This is a genomic window from Nonomuraea sp. NPDC059023, assembly GCF_042740095.1.
Classification (GTDB): Bacteria; Actinomycetota; Actinomycetes; order Streptosporangiales; family Streptosporangiaceae; genus Nonomuraea.
In genome coordinates, this window is record NZ_JBHYIO010000001.1 from 647,903 (window position 1) to 665,083 (window position 17,181).

At 70.0% G+C, this 17,181-nt stretch carries 17 protein-coding genes; 9 read left to right on the forward strand and 8 right to left on the reverse strand.

Annotation, left to right across the window (positions count from 1 at the left end; translation table 11 throughout):
• The first annotated feature begins 35 nt into the window (after positions 1 to 35).
• Positions 36 to 704: a ribonuclease HII gene (locus ACFWYW_RS03015; RefSeq protein ID WP_379620367.1), complete on the forward strand. Its 669-nt coding sequence runs from the start codon at positions 36 to 38 to the stop codon at positions 702 to 704.
• 24 nt (positions 705 to 728) lie between these two features.
• A complete protein-coding gene (locus ACFWYW_RS03020; RefSeq protein WP_184965553.1) occupies positions 729 to 1,052 on the forward strand; it encodes a DUF2469 domain-containing protein in 324 nt (107 codons plus the stop codon).
• A gap of 758 nt (positions 1,053 to 1,810) precedes the next feature.
• Here ACFWYW_RS03020 and dprA read toward each other — a convergent pair.
• From dprA to ACFWYW_RS03050, 6 genes are all read right to left on the reverse strand, one after another.
• Positions 1,811 to 3,175: a DNA-processing protein DprA gene (gene dprA / locus ACFWYW_RS03025; RefSeq protein WP_379620370.1), complete on the reverse strand. Its 1,365-nt coding sequence runs from the start codon at positions 3,173 to 3,175 to the stop codon at positions 1,811 to 1,813.
• Between the two features lie 524 nt (positions 3,176 to 3,699).
• The gene (locus ACFWYW_RS03030; RefSeq protein WP_379620372.1) at positions 3,700 to 5,235 is read right to left on the reverse strand and encodes a YifB family Mg chelatase-like AAA ATPase; all 1,536 of its coding nucleotides are present in this window, start codon (positions 5,233 to 5,235) and stop codon (positions 3,700 to 3,702) included.
• On the reverse strand, positions 5,236 to 5,589 hold the full coding sequence (locus ACFWYW_RS03035; protein ID WP_379620374.1) for a YraN family protein: 354 nt from the start codon (positions 5,587 to 5,589) through the stop codon (positions 5,236 to 5,238).
• Between the two features lie 200 nt (positions 5,590 to 5,789).
• On the reverse strand, positions 5,790 to 6,719 hold the full coding sequence (locus ACFWYW_RS03040) for a tyrosine recombinase XerC (RefSeq protein ID WP_379620376.1): 930 nt from the start codon (positions 6,717 to 6,719) through the stop codon (positions 5,790 to 5,792).
• Positions 6,720 to 6,723: 4 nt separating this feature from the next.
• Positions 6,724 to 7,206, reverse strand: a complete 483-nt coding sequence (locus ACFWYW_RS03045) for a murein hydrolase activator EnvC family protein (protein ID WP_379620378.1) — start codon at positions 7,204 to 7,206, stop codon at positions 6,724 to 6,726.
• Between the two features lie 102 nt (positions 7,207 to 7,308).
• Positions 7,309 to 8,691 (reverse strand): MFS transporter, encoded by a 1,383-nt coding sequence (locus ACFWYW_RS03050; protein WP_379620380.1) that lies wholly within the window; start codon positions 8,689 to 8,691, stop codon positions 7,309 to 7,311.
• Between the two features lie 103 nt (positions 8,692 to 8,794).
• On the opposite strand from ACFWYW_RS03050, the gene ACFWYW_RS03055 reads away from it, so the two are divergent.
• The 6 genes from ACFWYW_RS03055 (at position 8,795) to ACFWYW_RS03080 (ending at position 14,081) form a co-directional block, all read left to right on the forward strand.
• Complete coding sequence (locus tag ACFWYW_RS03055; protein WP_379620382.1) at positions 8,795 to 9,394, forward strand: ArsR/SmtB family transcription factor; 600 nt, start codon at positions 8,795 to 8,797, stop codon at positions 9,392 to 9,394.
• Between the two features lie 205 nt (positions 9,395 to 9,599).
• Positions 9,600 to 10,601: a 30S ribosomal protein S2 gene (gene rpsB / locus ACFWYW_RS03060; RefSeq protein ID WP_379640892.1), complete on the forward strand. Its 1,002-nt coding sequence runs from the start codon at positions 9,600 to 9,602 to the stop codon at positions 10,599 to 10,601.
• A 263-nt stretch (positions 10,602 to 10,864) separates the two neighbouring features.
• Positions 10,865 to 11,698 carry a translation elongation factor Ts gene (tsf, locus tag ACFWYW_RS03065; protein WP_379620384.1) on the forward strand — a complete coding sequence of 278 codons (834 nt, stop codon included), beginning with the start codon at positions 10,865 to 10,867 and terminating at the stop codon, positions 11,696 to 11,698.
• A 108-nt stretch (positions 11,699 to 11,806) separates the two neighbouring features.
• Entirely contained in the window at positions 11,807 to 12,505 is a 699-nt protein-coding gene (gene pyrH / locus ACFWYW_RS03070) for a UMP kinase (RefSeq protein ID WP_379620386.1), read from the forward strand.
• A gap of 84 nt (positions 12,506 to 12,589) precedes the next feature.
• Complete coding sequence (gene frr / locus ACFWYW_RS03075) at positions 12,590 to 13,147, forward strand: ribosome recycling factor (protein ID WP_379620388.1); 558 nt, start codon at positions 12,590 to 12,592, stop codon at positions 13,145 to 13,147.
• A 94-nt stretch (positions 13,148 to 13,241) separates the two neighbouring features.
• A complete protein-coding gene (locus ACFWYW_RS03080) occupies positions 13,242 to 14,081 on the forward strand; it encodes a phosphatidate cytidylyltransferase (protein ID WP_379620390.1) in 840 nt (279 codons plus the stop codon).
• Here the strand turns inward: ACFWYW_RS03080 and ACFWYW_RS03085 are convergent.
• On the reverse strand, positions 14,061 to 15,092 hold the full coding sequence (locus tag ACFWYW_RS03085) for a suppressor of fused domain protein (protein WP_379620392.1): 1,032 nt from the start codon (positions 15,090 to 15,092) through the stop codon (positions 14,061 to 14,063). The genes ACFWYW_RS03080 and ACFWYW_RS03085 overlap by 21 nt on opposite strands.
• Positions 15,093 to 15,203: 111 nt before the next feature.
• Between ACFWYW_RS03085 and rlmN the strand changes: the two genes are divergently transcribed.
• The gene (gene rlmN / locus ACFWYW_RS03090; protein WP_379620394.1) at positions 15,204 to 16,304 is read left to right on the forward strand and encodes a 23S rRNA (adenine(2503)-C(2))-methyltransferase RlmN; all 1,101 of its coding nucleotides are present in this window, start codon (positions 15,204 to 15,206) and stop codon (positions 16,302 to 16,304) included.
• A 213-nt stretch (positions 16,305 to 16,517) separates the two neighbouring features.
• Here rlmN and ACFWYW_RS03095 read toward each other — a convergent pair whose 3' ends face one another.
• Positions 16,518 to 17,180, reverse strand: coding sequence for a hypothetical protein (locus tag ACFWYW_RS03095; RefSeq protein ID WP_379620396.1), 663 nt, complete (start codon positions 17,178 to 17,180; stop codon positions 16,518 to 16,520).
• Position 17,181: the final 1 nt, after the last annotated feature.

Sequence of the window (17,181 nt, forward strand, 5' to 3'; positions counted from 1 at the left end):
GGTTTGCGGCTATTGGGGCGTACGCTGCGTCTGTCATGACAGTTGCGTTCCGCCCCCGACCGAGCGTTGTCCGGCGAGATTCCGGGCTTTACGCGTACGAGAGAGCGCTGGCCCGCCGCGGTCTCACCCCGATCGCCGGGGTGGACGAGGCCGGTCGCGGCGCCTGTGCCGGGCCTCTGGTGGTCGCGGCGGTGATCCTCCGCAAGGAGATTCCGGGTCTGGGGGACTCGAAACTCCTGACAGCGGCCACCCGCGAGCGCCTCTACGCCTTGGTCACCAAGAGCGCCGACGTCGGGGTTGTCGTCATCCCGCCGCAGGAGATCGACGCGCGCGGGCTGCACCGGTGCAACGTGGCGGGAATGCGGCGGGCGGTGGCGCAGTTGACGACAGACCCGGAATACATCCTGACCGACGGCTTTCCCGTGCCGGGCCTGCCGGCGCCGTCGCTGGCGGTATGGAAGGGGGACCAGGTCGCCGCATGCGTGGCGGCGGCCTCCATCGTGGCGAAAGTGACGCGAGACCGGATGATGGTCTCGCTGGACACGGAGTTTCCCGCCTACGGTTTCGCCGAGCACAAGGGGTACACGACCGCTCGGCACCGGCGGGCACTGGAAGCTCACGGTCCGTGCTCGCATCACCGGTTCTCCTTCGTCACTGTGGCAAGGGAGATGGGTGACAATGAAATGGGGGCCGGGGTTGCCTGACCTCGGAACTACAGGAGGGACGCGATGAGCGCAGAAGATCTCGAAAAGTACGAAACCGAGATGGAGCTGCAGCTTTACCGCGAGTACCGGGATGTCGTGGGCCTGTTCACCTACGTCGTGGAGACGGAGCGGCGCTTCTACCTGACGAACTCGGTGGATCTCGACGTGAAGACGGCGGGGAACGGCGATGTGTTCTTCGACGTGAAGATGCAGGATGCGTGGGTTTGGGACATGTACCGGCCTGCACGGTTTGTTAAGAATGTACGGGTGGTGACGTTCAAGGATGTGAACGTCGAAGAACTGGCCAAGGCCGACCTCGAGATGCCCAAGGAGGGCTTCTCCAAGTAGGGGTTTCGGCTTACCGGGTTGGCCTCTGGAGTCCGTGACGACACTGGGGGCCTCTCGCATGCTGCTCAACATCCCCTTGCCTCCCATCGGCCCCGGTCCGGCGCCCCATCACCTTGAGTCACCGGCACCGCCCGTCCGCTTGCGCCTTTCGGCTTCCTACGTCTCCGGTGCCTACGTCTTCTACGGGCTCTGTTCCGCGTCGGACGACTTGCCCTGCAACCCAGCCCTTCTGCCCTTGGCCCCAGCCCTCTTGCCCTTGGCCCCAGCCCTCTTGCCCTTGGCCCCAGCCCTCTTGCCCTTGGCCCCAGCCCTCTTGCCCTTGGCCCTGGCCGACACAGATTCGGCCCCTGCCGACACAGGTGCGGTGCGGACTTCCCGGTCACCGCGTACCAGGGGTTGCCCTCAGCGGCCCGGCACGTGTGGCGCTCCTCGAAGCCCGCGAGGCGAGGCCTTCCCGGTAGCCGTGCGCCAAGGGGCTGCCCATAGTGGTCCGCCGCCTGTGGCGGTCCTCGGCAACCCCGCGCGGTGGGGTCTTCTCGGCCACCGGACCGCAGGGCGCCCGCCCTCGGTCACCGGACAGCAGGGCGCCTGCCCTCGGTCACCGGACAGCAGGGCGCCCGCCCTCGTCCGCTGGGCGCTGTGCTTGACACGGCACCACGAGGTCCCCTGGCGATCCGATCTCTTCTGGCGGTCTGGTGCCATGTGTGCTCCCGGTTGGTGGTTGCCAGAGGTGGGGCCTCTGGGCTCTGGGTTTGGGGTCAGGGGCGGGAGAAGGCGCCGGGTTTGAGGCGCCAGCCTTTGGGGGTGCGGAGGACGTAGCCGGCGGCGGCCAGGCTGCCGAGGGCGCTGAGGGTCGTGGAGAGGTCTGTGCCCGCGGCTACCGCGATTGTGGCGGTGCCCGCACCACCTCTGCCGGGTACGGCGTCCAGGACGCTCCTGGCCGTCTCTGAGAGCGTGTCGTGGGGCACCACGGGGCCGCGCGGGGTCGGGGCCAGGTCGTCGCCGATCATGCCGACCAGGTCGATGAGTTCCGCCGGGGTGGTCACGCAGACGGCCTTGCGGTCGCGGAGCAGGCGGTGGCAGCCTGCGGACATCTCCGAGGTGACCGGACCCGGGACCACCGCCAGGTGGCGCGACAGGGTCAGCGCGTGGGCAGCGGTGTTCGCCGCGCCGCTGCGCAGCGCCGCCTCCACCACGAGGGTTCCCCGGGAGAGGGCGGCTATGAGGCGGTTCCTGATCAGGAAGCGGGCGCGGGTCGGGTGAACGCCTGGCGGGCATTCGCTGATGACCGCGCCGTCCGCCTTGATCTCCGTGAACAGGTCGTGATGACCGCTCGGGTAGGCGATGTCCACCCCGCAGGCCAGGACGGCGATCGTGGTGCCCCCGGCGGCCAGCGTCCCCCGGTGCGCGGCGCCGTCGATGCCGAGGGCGCCGCCTGAGATGACCGTCCAGCCGGACTCGGCCATGCCCGCCGCGAACTCACCCGCCACATGCATCCCGTACGGCGTCGCCGCCCGTGCGCCCACGATCGACACCGAACGCAGGCAGGAGTAGCGGAGGTCGGCCGAACCGTGCACCCACAGGCCGAGGGGGCGGCTGTCGCCGAGTTGGTCGAGCTGGGTGGGCCATTCGGGGGTGCCGGGGATGATCAGCCGGGCGCCCGCCTTCTCGCCTGCCGCCAGATCCGCTTCCGGGTCGGCGGCCTCCAGCCGCGCCTGCCACGCCCGCAGCCGCCGACTGAGCCTGGCTTCCTGCGCATCCGACGCTGTCGCCTCCCGCGTGGCCGCCCGGTCGGTTGCGGCCGCCCGGTCGCTGGGGCGTTGGCCTCCGTCGCGCTCCTCGCCAGGGTGACGGCACGCGTGGCCGCCTTGGTACTCAGGCTCGAGTGTCGGGTGCAGCGCGAGGTTGCCCTCGGTCGTGAGCTGGACCCACTCCCCGCGGTAGGCGTGCGGCGGGTCTCCGGCCCGGAGGACACGTCCGGTCAGGACATCCTGCGGACCCGCAGGTCCGGGAGTTTCCCGGCAGCAGGTCGGTATCTGCTGTCCGGTGGGGTGTTGTGAGTTGCCATGGCAGGTGGCCTGAGAGAGCACGGTCGGGGACGCCGCCTGGGGAGGAGCGGCCACGGACGGCGGTTGGCAATGGCAGCCCTGGCCCTCGCAAGTGGCGGCCTGGCGAGGAATGGCGCGGAGGAGCGCGGTCTGCGACGAGACGAGGTGCGGGGCTATGGGGGATGTCGCGTTGGGAGCGATGGCGGGGGATGCGGTCCGGCAGGACGTGGCAGGAGAGCTGACGTGTGGTGCTGCGGTCGACGACTCGGGGTGGGGCGCGGTCGGGAGGGCCGCGGTGCTGAGCGGTGTGGCTGTGTGGGGGTCGAGTGGGGCGGCTGCGTGGATGTTGAGCGGGGTGGCTGTGTGGGGGTCGAGCGGGGTGGCTGGGTGGAGGGGGATTGGCAGGGGTGTGGGTGGGGGGCAGGTGGTCGGGGTTGTGGTGAGGAGGGCGGGGGTGCCTGAGGACCTGGCGTGGGCGTGGATCAGGCGGAGGGTTTCCACGGCGCCGAACTGGGCCACCAGGCGGCCCATGAGCTTGTCTCCGGCGTCCGCGGCTCGCATGAGGGCCACGCGGGCCAGGAGGTCGTCGTTGTGGGGCATCAGCCCACCCCCAGCCACAGGGCCAGCGCAGTCGAGACTTCTTCCACCTCGGGACGGTCCTTTCCCGCCAGGTCCGAGAGGGTCCAGGCGACTCGGATGATGCGGTCCAGGCCTCGTGTGCTCAACGTGCCGGTGTCGAGGCTGACCGACAGGGGCTTCATGGCGTCGTTCGTGGGGCGGAAGTCGGTGTGGAGGGCCGTGGACGGGACTTCGGCGTTGGTGCGCCACGGGGTGCGGGCCAGGCGTCTGGCGGCTCGCTCTCTGGCCGCCTTCACCCGGGCGGCCACCACCTCGCTGGACTCGACGAAGTGGCGGTCGGCCATCAGTTCTCTGCGGGAGGAGCGGGCCACCGTGACCTTCATGTCGATGCGGTCCAGCAACGGGCCGGAGAGTTTGCCCAGGTAGCGGCGTTTGACGACGGGGGCGCAGCGGCAGGTTTGGTTGCCTTCCTGCGGCTGTGAGCATGGGCAGGGGTTGGCGGCGAGGATCAGCATGAAGCGTGCGGGGAAGGTCACGGAGCCCGCTGCCCGGGAGACGGTTACGTAGCCCGATTCCAGGGGCTGGCGTAGTGAGTCGAGGACGTAGCGCTGGAACTCCGGAGCCTCGTCCAGGAACAGGACGCCCCGGTGGGCAAGGGACGCGGCGCCCGGACGGATGATCGTGCTGCCGCCGCCGACTATGGCCGCGGGCGTTGCCGTGTGGTGCGGGCTTACGAACGGCGGCCTGCTCATCATGGGGCTGTCGGGCGGCAGGACACCGGCTACCGAGTGGATGGCGGTCACCTCCAGGGCGTGGTCCAGTGGCAGGTCGGGCAGGAGGGTGGGCAGGCGTTCGGCCAGGAGGGTCTTGCCGGTGCCTGGCGGGCCGAGGAGCCAGAGGTTGTGGCCGCCCGCCGCGCACACTTCCAGGGCTCGTCTGCCCAGCGGCTGGCCTACGACGTCGGCCAGGTCGACGCTGGGCCGTACATGGGAGGTCGTGGGGGTGGGCGGGGTTTCTGGGATTTCCGGTTCGGGTGGGTCGTCGCCTCTGCGTAGCCATTCGGCCAGCTGGCGGAGGTCGCGGACCGGGACCACCTTCACGTCGGGGACGAGGCTGGCCTCGGCGGCGTTCGCGGTGGGGACCACGACCGTTATGTCGCCCTCCTTCGCGGTGCTCAGGACGGACGGGAGGATGCCGCGGACGGGGCGCAGGCGGCCGTCCAGCCCCAGTTCGCCGAGGAAGGAGAAGGACGCCAGGCGTTCGGCGGGGACCACACCGGCCGCGCCCAGGATGGCCACCGCGATCGCCAAGTCGAACTGGCTGCCTCGTTTGGGGAGGCTCGCGGGGAAAAGGCTGACCGTGATGCGGGCGTCCGGCCATGGATAGTTGCTGTTGACCATCGCGGAACGCACCCGCTCGCGGGCCTCGCTCAGGGCGGTGTCGGGCAGGCCGATCAGGGAGATGCCGGCCAGACCGTTGCCCACGTCGGCCTCCACCTCCACCGTGCGGCCGGTTACGCCGATGAGGGTGACGCTTCTGGTGCGGGCTACGGCCATTCAGATCGCCCCCCGGATGTGGCGTATCGAGAAGTCGCCGGCGAAGCGTTCGAGGGCTATGACGTCCACGCGGACGGTTTCGTAGCCGCACGGCTGGGCGGCCAGCCATTTCGCGGCGAGCATGCGGAGGCGGGAGAGCTTCATGGGGCTCACTGACTCCAGGGCGGAGCCGTGGGAGCGGGTGGAGCGGGTCTTGACCTCGACCACCACGAGGGTTGGGCCGTCTCGGGCGATGATGTCGATCTCGCCGTGGCGGCAGCGCCAGTTGCGCTCGATGATCTCCATGCCCTCGGACTGCAGGTATGTGACGGCTAGCTGCTCGCCTTGCCTGCCGAGGTCTTGTTTCGCGGACATGTCGATGACTGTCGCGCAGACGGGGATCTCGGGAAATCGCCGAACGGGGTTCTGGGGACGGCCGGGCGTGGTCGCGGGTGGGGTGTGGATAACTCCCGCTGGATAACGAGCGTGCTGCGGAGAGCGTCGCACTTGGTGCGGGGGTGCGGGGCAGCGTGAAACGGGCCCCGGGGTGGGGTGGGTTGGTGGGGTGCCGAGAGTTAGGCGCGGGGGTGGGCTTGGCGGTAGGCGGCTCGGAGGCGGTCGATGGAGACGTGGGTGTAGATCTGGGTGGTGTTCAGGGAGGAGTGGCCCAGGAGTTCTTGGACGCTGCGCAGGTCGGCGCCGCCTTCCAGGAGGTGGGTGGCGGCGCTGTGGCGTAGGCCGTGGGGGCTCAGGTCTGGGGCGCCCTCCACCTGGCGCAGGCGGGTGTGAACGATGCGGCGGACGGTGCCGGGGTCGATGCGTCCGCCTCTTGTGCCCAGGAAGAGGGCATCGGCGGACCTGGGGGTGCTCCAGAGGGGGCGGGCGTTGACGCACCACAGGTCGACGGCTCGCAGGGCGGGGAGGCCGAAGGGGACGGTGCGTTCTTTGCGGCCCTTGCCCACGACTCGGATGACGTGGCGGGTGCGGTCCACGTCGTTCACGTCCAGGGAACACAGTTCGCTCACGCGGATGCCGGTGGCGTAGAGGAGTTCGAGGATCGCCTGGTCGCGCAGGGACTTGGGGGTCGTCTCGTCCGTTGGGGTCAGGGCGGCCTGGGCCTGGGGCTGGTCCAGTACGGCGGGCAGCGTCCTCGGCGCCTTGGCGCTGCCCAGCAGGAGGCCCGGGTCGGTGGGGATCAGGCCCTGGCGGTGGCAGAACGCGGTGAAAGTCCTGGCACACGCGGTACGGCGGGCCAGCGTCGCCCGGGACAGCCCTCCGGCGTGCTGGGCGGCCAGCCAGTGCCGGAGCGTGGCTATGTCCAGGCCGGTCAGCCACGTTTCGCCGTCGTCCTGGTCCCTCAGGTGGTGCAGGAGCGAGGTCACGTCCGAGACGTAGGCGCGGACGGTGTGGGGGGACAGGTCGCGCTCCAGCCTGAGGTGGCGTTCGAACGCGGTGATGATCTGCGCCGCCTCGTCGTCGGGCTGGCTGGGTGCTCCGGTCGGCATGGTCTTACTCTGCCCCGATCTGAGCCGGCCAGTGCGGGAGGAGGCGGACCAACCCGGTGCCGGTCAGGAGGAGGGGGTCCAGGTAGCGGCGTTCGCGCAGGAGGCCCCAGTGGAGGCAGTGCTGCGGGCAGTGGGGCGGGTCGAGGTTCTGGAGGGTGCCTATCCGGGTGCCGGTGGTCACGTGCTGGCCCGCGCGCACCGACGGGAGGACGGGGAGGTACGTGGTGCGCAGGCCGTTGGGGTGGTGGACGGTGACCACGCCGCGGCCGGCCAGCTGGTCGGCGTAGCCGATGGTGCCCGGGCCAGCGGCGTGTACGGCGGCGCCCGGGTCGGCCCGCAGGTCGACGCCGCGGTGGCCGGACAGCCATGGGGCAGGGGGCGGGGCGAAGCGGCGTACCACTCCGTGGTCGGTCAGGGGCCACTGCCAGGTCACCGCCTCTGGGGAGGGGGCGAGGGCCAGGAGGAGGGCGAGGGAGGCGCGAATCATGGCGGCCAGGATGGGGGAGCGGCGCCGGTCCGCGAGGGGGTGAACGGGGTTCTGTGGACGAACCCCGCCGGTCAGCGGGCCTGTGGACAGAAAGCACGGGGGTCACATCAGTGAGCGCATCTTGACCAGGGTGAGCTCGTAGATGGCCGATCCCATGGTCTGGTCGACCCGCCCAGGCGGCACATGACCGCGCCGGCCGTACCCGGAAGACGGGCGCGGCCACATGGAAGCCCGCACGACCTCCCCAGACCGCGGCCGGGCGGAGGCGAGTTCGGAACCCCGCAACGGCGATGCCCAGATCCAGACGGCGCTCAGCGCGATCCCGGCCGCGCACACGAGGATGACCGCCCGCAACCCCACCACCTCGGCCAGCACGCCACCCGCGAGACCGCCCACCGCCAGCACTCCCTGCACCGCGAACGTGAACGTGGCGTTGACCCGTCCCCGCAGCTCGGCCGGGGCCTCACGCAGCTGTACCGCACCCAGGCAGGTGGCGAAGGTCACGACCAGCATCCCGGTGGCCACCCCGCTGACGGCCATGGCGAGGACCTTCCACCACATCGGCCCGCCGATCAGCCCGACCGTCAGGAAGTCGACGGGGAACAGCACCACGGACCACTTGAGCAGCCGGTTCGTCCCGGTACGCCGGTTCAGGCGGGCGGTCAGCCACGCCCCCAGCAGCCCTCCGACCCCGGACAGCGCCACCAGCACGCCGATCAGGCCCTTGGGGATGGACAGGACGCTGACCAGGTAGAGCATGAAGACGGCCGTGTAGGCCATGGCGAAGAAGTTGATGGTCACGCCGGCTCCCAGCAGGGCGCGCAGCGAGGGGTTCGAGAGGCAGCCGCGCAGGCCCTCGCCGACGTCGCGCAGCATGCCGCGCGAGGCCGCGGGGGTGTGTGACTCGGGGGTGCGGATGCGGCCCATCAGCAGGGCGGACAGCAGGAACGACACCCCCTCCACCAGTACGGCGAGCGGCGCCGTCAGCACCTGCACCAGCAACCCGCCGAGCCCGGGACCGGCCACGGAGGCGACCGAGTACGACGCCTGCAGGCCGGCCATAGCCTCGGTGCGCTGGCCGGCGGGTACGACGGTGGCCAGATGGGGGAAGTTGGCGGCGCGGAAGACGACCCCGGCGGTGCCGATGACGAACGCGACGGCCACCAGCAGCGGCACGCTCAGCATCCCGAGCAGCCACGCGGCGGGTACGGCCAGCGCCGCCGCCGCGGCGACGAGCTCGCAGCCGATCATCAGCGGCCGATGCCTGCGCAGGCGGTCGGAGACGGCCCCGGCCTGCAGTCCGAACAGCAGCGCGGGCGCGAAGGCGGCGGCCGTGAGCAGGCCCATCTGCGACGGGCTCGCGGCGAGCAGCGTGATGCCGGTGAGCGGCACGGCCAGCTTGGACACCTCCGTACCGGCGACCGAGATCGTCCGGGAGGCCCAGAGAAGGCGGTAGTCGGGCCTGCGGCGCAAGGGGACGGTCATGAGCTCCTCCAAAGACTGTGAAGGGAACCCTTCACAACTATGAAGATAATCCTTCATAACTGTGAAAGCAATCCTTCAGGTCTCGTCCGGGTACGGTTTGCACATGACCGACGTGCTCAGTGACCCCAAGGTGATGCGCGCGCTGGCCCACCCCGCCCGCCTGGAGATGCTGAACCGGCTGCAGGTCGAAGGACCCTCGACGGCCACCGAGATCGCGGAGTTCGCCGGAGTCACCCCGAGCGCCGCCAGCTACCACCTGCGCATGCTGGCGAAATACGGCTTCGTGGAGGACGCCCCGCCCCGCGCCGACGGCAGGGAGCGCGTGTGGCGCTCGACCGGCCAGGGGCTGAGCGTGTCCACGGAGCCCGACGACGCACCGGAGCTGCGCGCCGCCAAGGAACTGCTGATCCACACCGTCTACGACGAGGCCCACGCCGACCTGAAGCGGTCGATGGGCCAGGTGGACCGCGAGCCGCGGGAGTGGCGGGCGGGATCGGCCTGGCGGCGGAAGTTCCTGCACATCGGGCCGGAGGAGATGCGCCTCCTGGGCGAGCAGCTGGAGGCGCTGCTGGCGCCCTATCAGGCGGGGTCGCGGGAGGACGCGCCGGGCGACGCGCGTACCGTGGTCGTGCAGTACTCCATCTACCTGCGCCCCGAGCGTCCGGTGCCCGGATTGCCCACGGAGGACCACGACGCCGTCTGACCCGTGAGGTCAGCGCGGGAGGTAGACTTTCCGGTGGCCTGTCACTGACGGGCCGACTTCGCATGCCTCACCGCGAGCCGATCCCTCGGTCCGGGCCGCAAGGTTCCGGCAGGAGCGGCTCAGAGGCATCAGGGCGGCAGTGCCCGACTGCCGCGACACAACCGAGAATCGCGCCCCACGGCGCGCCGACCTGGAGGACCAGCACATGGCCCCCGTCGTCACCATGCGACAGCTGCTCGAGAGCGGCGTTCACTTCGGACACCAGACTCGTCGCTGGAACCCGAAGATGAAGCGCTTCATCTTCACCGAGCGCAACGGCATCTACATCATCGACCTGCAGAAGTCGCTGGCGTTCATCGACCGCGCCTACGACTTCGTCAAGGAGACCGTCGCCCACGGCGGCACGGTTCTGTTCATCGGCACCAAGAAGCAGGCCCAGGAGGCCATCGCCGAGCAGGCCGCCCGCGTCGGCATGCCGTATGTCAACCAGCGCTGGCTGGGCGGCATGCTCACCAACTTCTCCACCGTGCACAAGAGGCTTCAGCGTCTGAAGGAGCTCGAGGAGCTCGACTTCGACAACGTCGCCGCGTCGGGGCTCACCAAGAAGGAGCTCCTCATGCGCCGCCGCGAGAAGGAGAAGCTGGAGCGCACGCTCGGCGGTATCCGTGACATGGGCCGCGTGCCCAGCGCGGTGTGGATCGTCGACACCAAGAAGGAGCACATCGCGATCTCGGAGGCCAAGAAGCTCGGCATCCCGGTCGTCGCGATCCTCGACACCAACTGCGACCCCGACGAGGTCGACTACCCGATCCCGGGCAACGACGACGCCATCCGCGCCGTCGGCCTGCTGACCCGCGTCGTCGCCGACGGTGTCGCCGCCGGTCTGATGGCCCGCTCCGGCGCCGCCCGCGGCGACGAGAAGCCGGCCGCCGCCGAGCCGCTGGCCGAGTGGGAGCGCGAGCTCATCGAGCAGGGCACCGCCGCCGAGGCCGCCACTGAGGCTGTCACCGAGGCCGCTCCCGAGGCTGCCGCCGCGCCCGAGGTCGCCGACGAGGTCGCCCCCGCGGCCGCCGACGAGGTCGCCGTCGAAGACGCCGACGTCGCCGCCGAGGCTGTCGCCGAGGACGAGGCCGAGGTCGTCGCCGAGGCTGAGGCCGCTCCCGCCGAGGCCGAGGCCGGCGTCGAGAACGAGACCGAGAAGGCCTGAAGGTCCCGCACGAGCGGGCCCGCCGCCTGACGACCCGAACTCGGGGTAGCAGGCGCGGCGGGCCCGCGAAAGCGGTCCCGGCCCGCGCGAGCGGCGCCGGAGGTCTGCGCGCAAGTAAAGATCAAGGCTCCTGGTACGGCTCCCGCGGGTCGTGCCGACCAGCCGGCGGCGACAGCCGTACCGGCACAGAAGGCTTGAAGGGTGGGCGGCCGGATCCCGGCGCCCCACCCGATCCACGACGAAGATCCCACGAGGAAAAAGCAATGGCTTCCGTGAACATGGCCGACGTCAAGCGGCTTCGCGAGCTCACCGCCGCCGGCATGATGGACTGCAAGAAGGCGCTCGAGGAGGCCGAGGGCGACTTCGACCGCGCCGTTGAGATCCTGCGCCTCAAGGGCGCCAAGGACGTCGGCAAGCGCGAGTCGCGCACCGCCTCCAACGGCCTGGTCGCGCTCAAGCAGGACGGCGACAGTGCCGCGGCGCTGCTCGAGCTCAACTGCGAGACCGACTTCGTGGCCAAGGCCGAGCGCTTCCAGGAGCTCGCCGCCGAGGTCGTCGACCACATCCTGGCCACCCGCCCGGCCGACGTGCCGGCGCTGCTCACCTCCGAGTACAACGGCAAGAGCGTCCAGAACCACCTCGACGACGCCAACGTCGCGCTCGGCGAGAAGATCGAGATCCGCCGCTTCGCGGTGCTCGAGGGCGGCTACGTCGGCGCGTACATGCACAAGACCGACCCGCAGCTCCCGCCGGCGGTCGGCGTGCTCGTGCAGCTCGACAAGCCCAACGCCGACGTCGCCAAGGACATCGCCCAGCACGCCGCGGCGATGGCGCCGAAGTACCTCAAGGCCGAGGACGTCCCCGCCGACGTCATCGAGAAGGAGCGCGCGCTCTTCGAGGAGATGACGCGCGACGAGGGCAAGCCCGAGGCCGCGATCTCCAAGATCGTCGACGGCCGCGTCAACGGCTGGTACAAGGACTTCACGCTGCTGCAGCAGGCGTTCGTGAAGGACAACAAGAAGTCCATCGCCAAGTACGCCACGGACAACGGCGTCGAGGTGCTCGGCTTCGTTCGCTTCAAGGTGGGTCAGGCTTAGGCTTAGTCAAGCCCTCAGCCCCACATCAGAACCACCTACCGAGGAGGCCGCCGCGTGCAGGAGAACCAGGAGCCAGCTACGTCGGCGGCTTCTTCGTATCGAAGGGTCATGCTGAAGCTGTCCGGCGAGGCGTTCGCCGGCGGCGAGGAGATGGGCATCGACCCGGTCGTCGTCGGCCATCTGGCCGACTCGATCGCCGAGGCGGTGCGCGAGGGCGTGCAGGTCGCCGTGGTCGTCGGCGGCGGAAACATGTTCCGCGGCGCCACCCTGTCGCAGGGCGGAATGGACCGTGCCCGCGCCGACTACATGGGCATGCTCGGCACGGTCATCAACTGCCTCGCCCTGCAGGACTTCCTGGAGAAGCGCGGCGTCGAGACCCGCGTGCAGACCGCGATCACGATGCAGCAGGTGGCCGAGCCGTTCCTGCCGCGCCGCGCGATCAGGCACCTGGAGAAGGGCCGCGTGGTCATCTTCGGCGCCGGGCTCGGCACCCCGTACTTCTCCACCGACACGTGCGCGGCGCAGCGCGCACTGGAGATCGGCGCCGAGGCGCTGCTGAAGGGCACGCAGGTGGACGGGGTCTACGACTCCGACCCGCGGAAGAACCCGGACGCCGTGCGGTTCGACCACCTGGACTACGCAGAGGTCCTGGTACGCGATCTGACGGTCATGGACCAGACCGCGATCAGCCTGTGCAAGGAGAACGACCTGCCCATCGTGGTCTTCGACCTGATGGGTGAGGGCAACATCCTGCGGGCGGTCCGCGGTGAGAAGATCGGCACGCTGGTGAGTCCGGCAGGCAAGTAGACGGGAGCCCACCCTACGGACGGGCGACCAAGGCAGCAGGGAGCCCACCCTACGGACGGGCGACCAAAACAGCAGGGAGCCGCTGTGATCGACGAAACCCTCCTCGAAGCCGAGGAAAAGATGGACAAGGCTGTCTCGGTCGCGAAGGAGGACTTCGCGAGTATCCGCACGGGCCGAGTCACGCCGTCGATGTTCAACAAGATCAACGCCGACTACTACGGTTCGCCGACTCCGATCCAGCAGTTGGCCTCGTTCCACGTGCCCGAGGCCCGCATGGTCATCCTCCAGCCCTTCGACAAGGGTTCGATGGCCGCGATCGAGAAGGCGATCCGCGACTCCGACCTGGGCGTCAACCCGAGCAACGACGGCCAGGTGATCCGCGTGAACTTCCCCGAGCTGTCGGAGGAGCGCCGCAAGGAGTACATCAAGGTCGCGCGCGCCAAGGGCGAGCACGCCAAGGTGTCGGTGCGCAACATCCGCCGCTCCGCCAAGGAGACCCTTGACAAGATGATCAAGGACGGCGACGCGGGCGAGGACGAGGTGCGCCGCGCCGAGAAAGAGCTCGACGACATCACCCAGAAGCACGTCGCCAAGATCGACGAGCTGCTCAAGCACAAGGAAGCCGAGCTGCTCGAGGTCTAGGCTCCAGTACGGCAAGCCGTGGTGCCCCCATCCCCCGCGCGGGGCTGGGGGCATTCCAGGGTGATCGGCAAGAAATCCCGGCCTGGGAGAGTCTGTGGAAGAAAGTACGGCTGGCACCAGCCCGAGCGGCGGCAGCCGTACCGGAAGGAACCTGCCCGCGGCGATCGCGGTCGGCGCCGCACTGGGCGCTTCGGTCATCGTCTCGATCTACACCATCAAGGAGATCTTCCTCCTCGTGGTGGTGGCGGCGGTCGGCGTCGGTGTGATGGAGCTGGTCAAGGCGTTCGGCACGCGGGGCATCGTGGTGCCGCTGGCGCCGGCGCTGGTGGGCACGGCGGGCATGCTGGCCGGGGCGTACTGGGGCGGCGCGGTCTCGCTGGTGGGCACGTTCGCGGTGTTCGTGTTCGTGATGCTGATCTGGCGGATGTTCAGCTCGGGCACCGACGGGTACGTGCGCGACGCCACCGCCTCGGTGTTCACCCTGGTCTATCCGGCGCTGCTGGCGGGGTTCATCGGGCTGCTGCTGTCGCCGCCGGACGGCGCGGACCGGGTGCTGATCTTCATCGCGGTGACCGTGGCCAGCGACATCGGCGGATACTTCGCCGGGGTGCTGTTCGGCCGGCACAAGATGTCGATCATCAGCCCGAAGAAGACCTGGGAGGGTTTCGCCGGATCGGTGCTCGCCTGCGTGGGTGTCGGGGCGTGGCTGGTCATCTGGCGTATGGACGGCGAGTTCTGGCAGGGCGCGCTGATCGGGGTGCTGGCGGCGGCGCTGGCCACGATCGGCGACCTGATCGAGTCGATGATCAAGCGTGATCTCGGCATCAAGGACCTCGGCACGATCCTGCCCGGCCACGGCGGGCTCATGGACCGGCTCGACTCGCTGGTCACGACGCTGGTGCCGATCTGGCTGCTACTGGCGCTGTTCTTCTAAGGCCGCGGTGGTGACGGGCACGAGCCACAGCCACCGTACGGCCTCACCTCCGAACGCGAACCCCGCCATGTCGGGGAAGTCCGGCGGGTCGGCCAGCATGAGCACGCCCGAATAGTCGGCCCCGAGCGGAAACGTGGACGGGTCGTGATACCACTGCGCGGTGTGCCCGTGCCCGAGCCAGGTGACCGAATGCCACGGGTACTGCGCCAGCCAGACCAGCACCAGCGCCACCTCCCGGGGGTCCTGGCGGGTGGCGACGGCCAGCTCGATCCGCGAGTACGCGCGCGGCCGGTCGATCCACTGCTCGACCGTCGGCATGCGCTGGCAGCTCATCCCGACCGTGGACAGCACGGTGAACTCGCGCTCGCCGAACGGGGGCCGCTCGGTGATGCCGACCGTGGGCAGGCGCTCGCCGCTGGCGTCCCAGTAACGGCCGGCGGGGCCGAGAGTGCGGTCGAGGTGGCCCATCACGAACTGCTGGAACGCCGGCCACGAGCCTTCGCGGTGCCGCCAGCGCCAGTAGGAGCGGGCGTTGGAGATGCGGGGCAGCAGCCCTTCGAGTGCCTCCGGCAGCGACCAGGCGAACGGGGTCTCGCCTATGGCGTCGCGGGCGTACCCGGGCATGCCCCTGGACATGTCGGCCCAGCCGGGGATGACGGCCAGCAGGTCGTCGTTCTCGTAGACGGCGACGCCGTCCCCCTCCTCGAACCACAGGGCGCTGAGCTGGCCGAGCGGGCGGCGGCCGCCGGGGTGGACGGTGTTGGCATGGGGCATGACGGGCGGCAGGCCCGCGTTGATGCGGCTCAGGTCGACCGCGCCGGGCGCTTTGCGGTGGTTGGCCAGCCAGACGGCGCCGTGGACCGTGCCATCAGGCGCGCACAGGTAGGCGACCGAGGCGTCCTCGTCCCGCTCGATCACCAGGGTGCGGCTCCCGTAAGGGTTGCCGGCCACGAGGACGACCTCGGCCTGGGTGTGCTCACCCGGCTGCTCACCCGCCCGATAAATCGCCATACGAGATGACTGTAGATCGCCGCCCGATCACAGGCGAGAGGCCGTAGGAATGACAAACGCGGGCGAGACGTTCACTACCCTGGTCGGTAACCGTCGAGATGAGGCAGGAACGTGTCCCAGCAGCCAGGCCAGCTCACTTTCGTAGCGCCCCGCCGGGCCAAGCCCGCGCGGCACCTGGCGGACCTCACGATGGCCGAGCGCCGCGCCGCCGTGGCCGAGCTCGGCGAGAAGCCGTTCCGTGCCGACCAGCTCTCGCGCCACTACTTCACGCACCTGACCACCGACGTCGAGGCGATGACCGACCTGCCCGCCCCGGCCAGGGAGAAGCTGTCGGCGCTGCTGCCCCCGCTGCTGACCTCGGTCCGCGAGCTCACCACCGACCAGGGCACCACCCGCAAGATGTTGTGGCGGCTGTTCGACGGCGCGCTGGTCGAGTCGGTGCTCATGCGTTACCCCGACCGCGCCACGATCTGCGTGTCCTCGCAGGCCGGATGTGGCATGAACTGCCCCTTCTGCGCCACCGGCCAGGCCGGCCTGACCCGCAACATGTCCACCGCGGAGATCGTCGAACAGGTCGTCGCCGGCGCGCGCACCATGGCCTCGGGCGAGGTGCCCGGCGGTCCCGGCCGGATCAACAACGTCGTCTTCATGGGCATGGGCGAACCGCTGGCCAACTACAAGCAGGTCATCGGCGCCGTCCGCCGCATGGTCGAACCCGCCCCCGACGGCCTGGGCATCTCCGCGCGCGGCGTGACCGTCTCGACCGTCGGCCTCGTCCCGGCGATCGGCAAGCTCGCCGACGAGGGGCTGCCGGTGACGCTCGCGCTGTCGCTGCACGCGCCCGACGACGAGCTGCGCGACACGCTGGTGCCGATCAACACGCGCTGGAAGGTCGCCGAGGTGCTGGACGCCGCGTGGGCGTACGCGGCCAAGACCAAGCGCCGGGTGTCGATCGAGTACGCGCTGATCAAGGACATCAACGACCACGAGTGGCGGGCTGACCTGCTGGGCAAGCTGGTCAAGAACAAGCTGGTGCACGTCAACCTGATCCCGCTCAACCCGACGCCGGGCTCCAAGTGGACCGCCTCCCGGCCGGAGGACGAGCGCGCGTTCGTGCGCCGCCTGCAGTTCCACGGCGTGCCGGTCACCGTCCGCGACACCCGCGGCCGCGAGATCGACGGCGCCTGCGGCCAACTAGCCGCCGCCGAGTAGCCCATCTCCTTCTCCAGGCCTCCTTTTGCTTCAGGCCGCCGTCGCCTCTCTTCACCCCCCTATCCGTTACGGCTCCGCCACCCCACGCCACCCGCCGTCGTGTGCGGGCGTCGATCGGGGGGATCGCTTCTCACGTCGGACGTGGTCCCCGCCGCAACGGCCCCGTTGACCCGCGAAGGGCGGAAGCGACGACCAGCTAAGGGTGGGGGTTCGTCAGGGGCGGGTGCGGCGTAGCCAGGCGTACCAGGCGAGGCCTGCCACGCACCACGCCAGTGAGATGGCACCCAGCGCCGGGAGGTCCGAGGGTAGGGCGCCCGATCCTGCCGCCTTCAACCAGGCTGTGACCGGGACCGTCAGCCAGTAGGCCGGGGTGATGCTGATCAGCAGCATGGCGAGGTAGCCGAAGAGCAGGGCCATGATGGACAGGGCGGGGGAGGGCAGGATCACCCGGCTCGTCAGTGCGCCCAGGGCCAGTCCGGCCAGCGCCGCCAGTACGTGCAGGATCGTCACGGCGAACAGCACGTCGGTCGTCGGGCCGGCCTCCAGTCCCATCAGCAGGCCGCAGGCCAGTGCCAGAGTGGCGAAGATCGTGTTCACCGCCAGGGCCGCCAGGAGGCCGCCGGTCAGTTCGCGGGTGCGTGTTCCGGCTGTGGTGGCCGAGATGGCGCGTTGCTCGTCGGGCTCGGTGTCCAGCAGGGAACGGGTGGCCCAGGCGAGGACTGGGATGATCAGTACCGCCGAGTCGGCCAATGCGGCGGCCTCGGAACCGACCGGTGCTCGGTTGGCGTAGATGATCGCCAGCAGCACCAGGATCGGGATGAGTGCCTGGTAGACGCGATGTGATCGGATGTAGGCGGATATCCGGAATCTGGTCAAC

Bases quoted from the DNA above. Each gene is read 5' to 3' on its own strand.
- ACFWYW_RS03015 (WP_379620367.1), top strand. From the start codon at position 36: ATGACAGTTGCGTTCCGCCCCCGACCGAGCGTTGTCCGGCGAGATTCC.
- ACFWYW_RS03020 (WP_184965553.1), top strand. From the start codon at position 729: ATGAGCGCAGAAGATCTCGAAAAGTACGAAACCGAGATGGAGCTGCAG.
- ACFWYW_RS03030 (WP_379620372.1), bottom strand. From the start codon at position 5,235: ATGGCCGTAGCCCGCACCAGAAGCGTCACCCTCATCGGCGTAACCGGC.
- ACFWYW_RS03035 (WP_379620374.1), bottom strand. From the start codon at position 5,589: ATGTCCGCGAAACAAGACCTCGGCAGGCAAGGCGAGCAGCTAGCCGTC.
- ACFWYW_RS03040 (WP_379620376.1), bottom strand. From the start codon at position 6,719: ATGCCGACCGGAGCACCCAGCCAGCCCGACGACGAGGCGGCGCAGATC.
- ACFWYW_RS03045 (WP_379620378.1), bottom strand. From the start codon at position 7,206: ATGATTCGCGCCTCCCTCGCCCTCCTCCTGGCCCTCGCCCCCTCCCCA.
- ACFWYW_RS03050 (WP_379620380.1), bottom strand. From the start codon at position 8,691: ATGACCGTCCCCTTGCGCCGCAGGCCCGACTACCGCCTTCTCTGGGCC.
- ACFWYW_RS03055 (WP_379620382.1), top strand. From the start codon at position 8,795: ATGACCGACGTGCTCAGTGACCCCAAGGTGATGCGCGCGCTGGCCCAC.
- rpsB (WP_379640892.1), top strand. From the start codon at position 9,600: ATGGCCCCCGTCGTCACCATGCGACAGCTGCTCGAGAGCGGCGTTCAC.
- tsf (WP_379620384.1), top strand. From the start codon at position 10,865: ATGGCTTCCGTGAACATGGCCGACGTCAAGCGGCTTCGCGAGCTCACC.
- pyrH (WP_379620386.1), top strand. From the start codon at position 11,807: ATGCTGAAGCTGTCCGGCGAGGCGTTCGCCGGCGGCGAGGAGATGGGC.
- ACFWYW_RS03085 (WP_379620392.1), bottom strand. From the start codon at position 15,092: ATGGCGATTTATCGGGCGGGTGAGCAGCCGGGTGAGCACACCCAGGCC.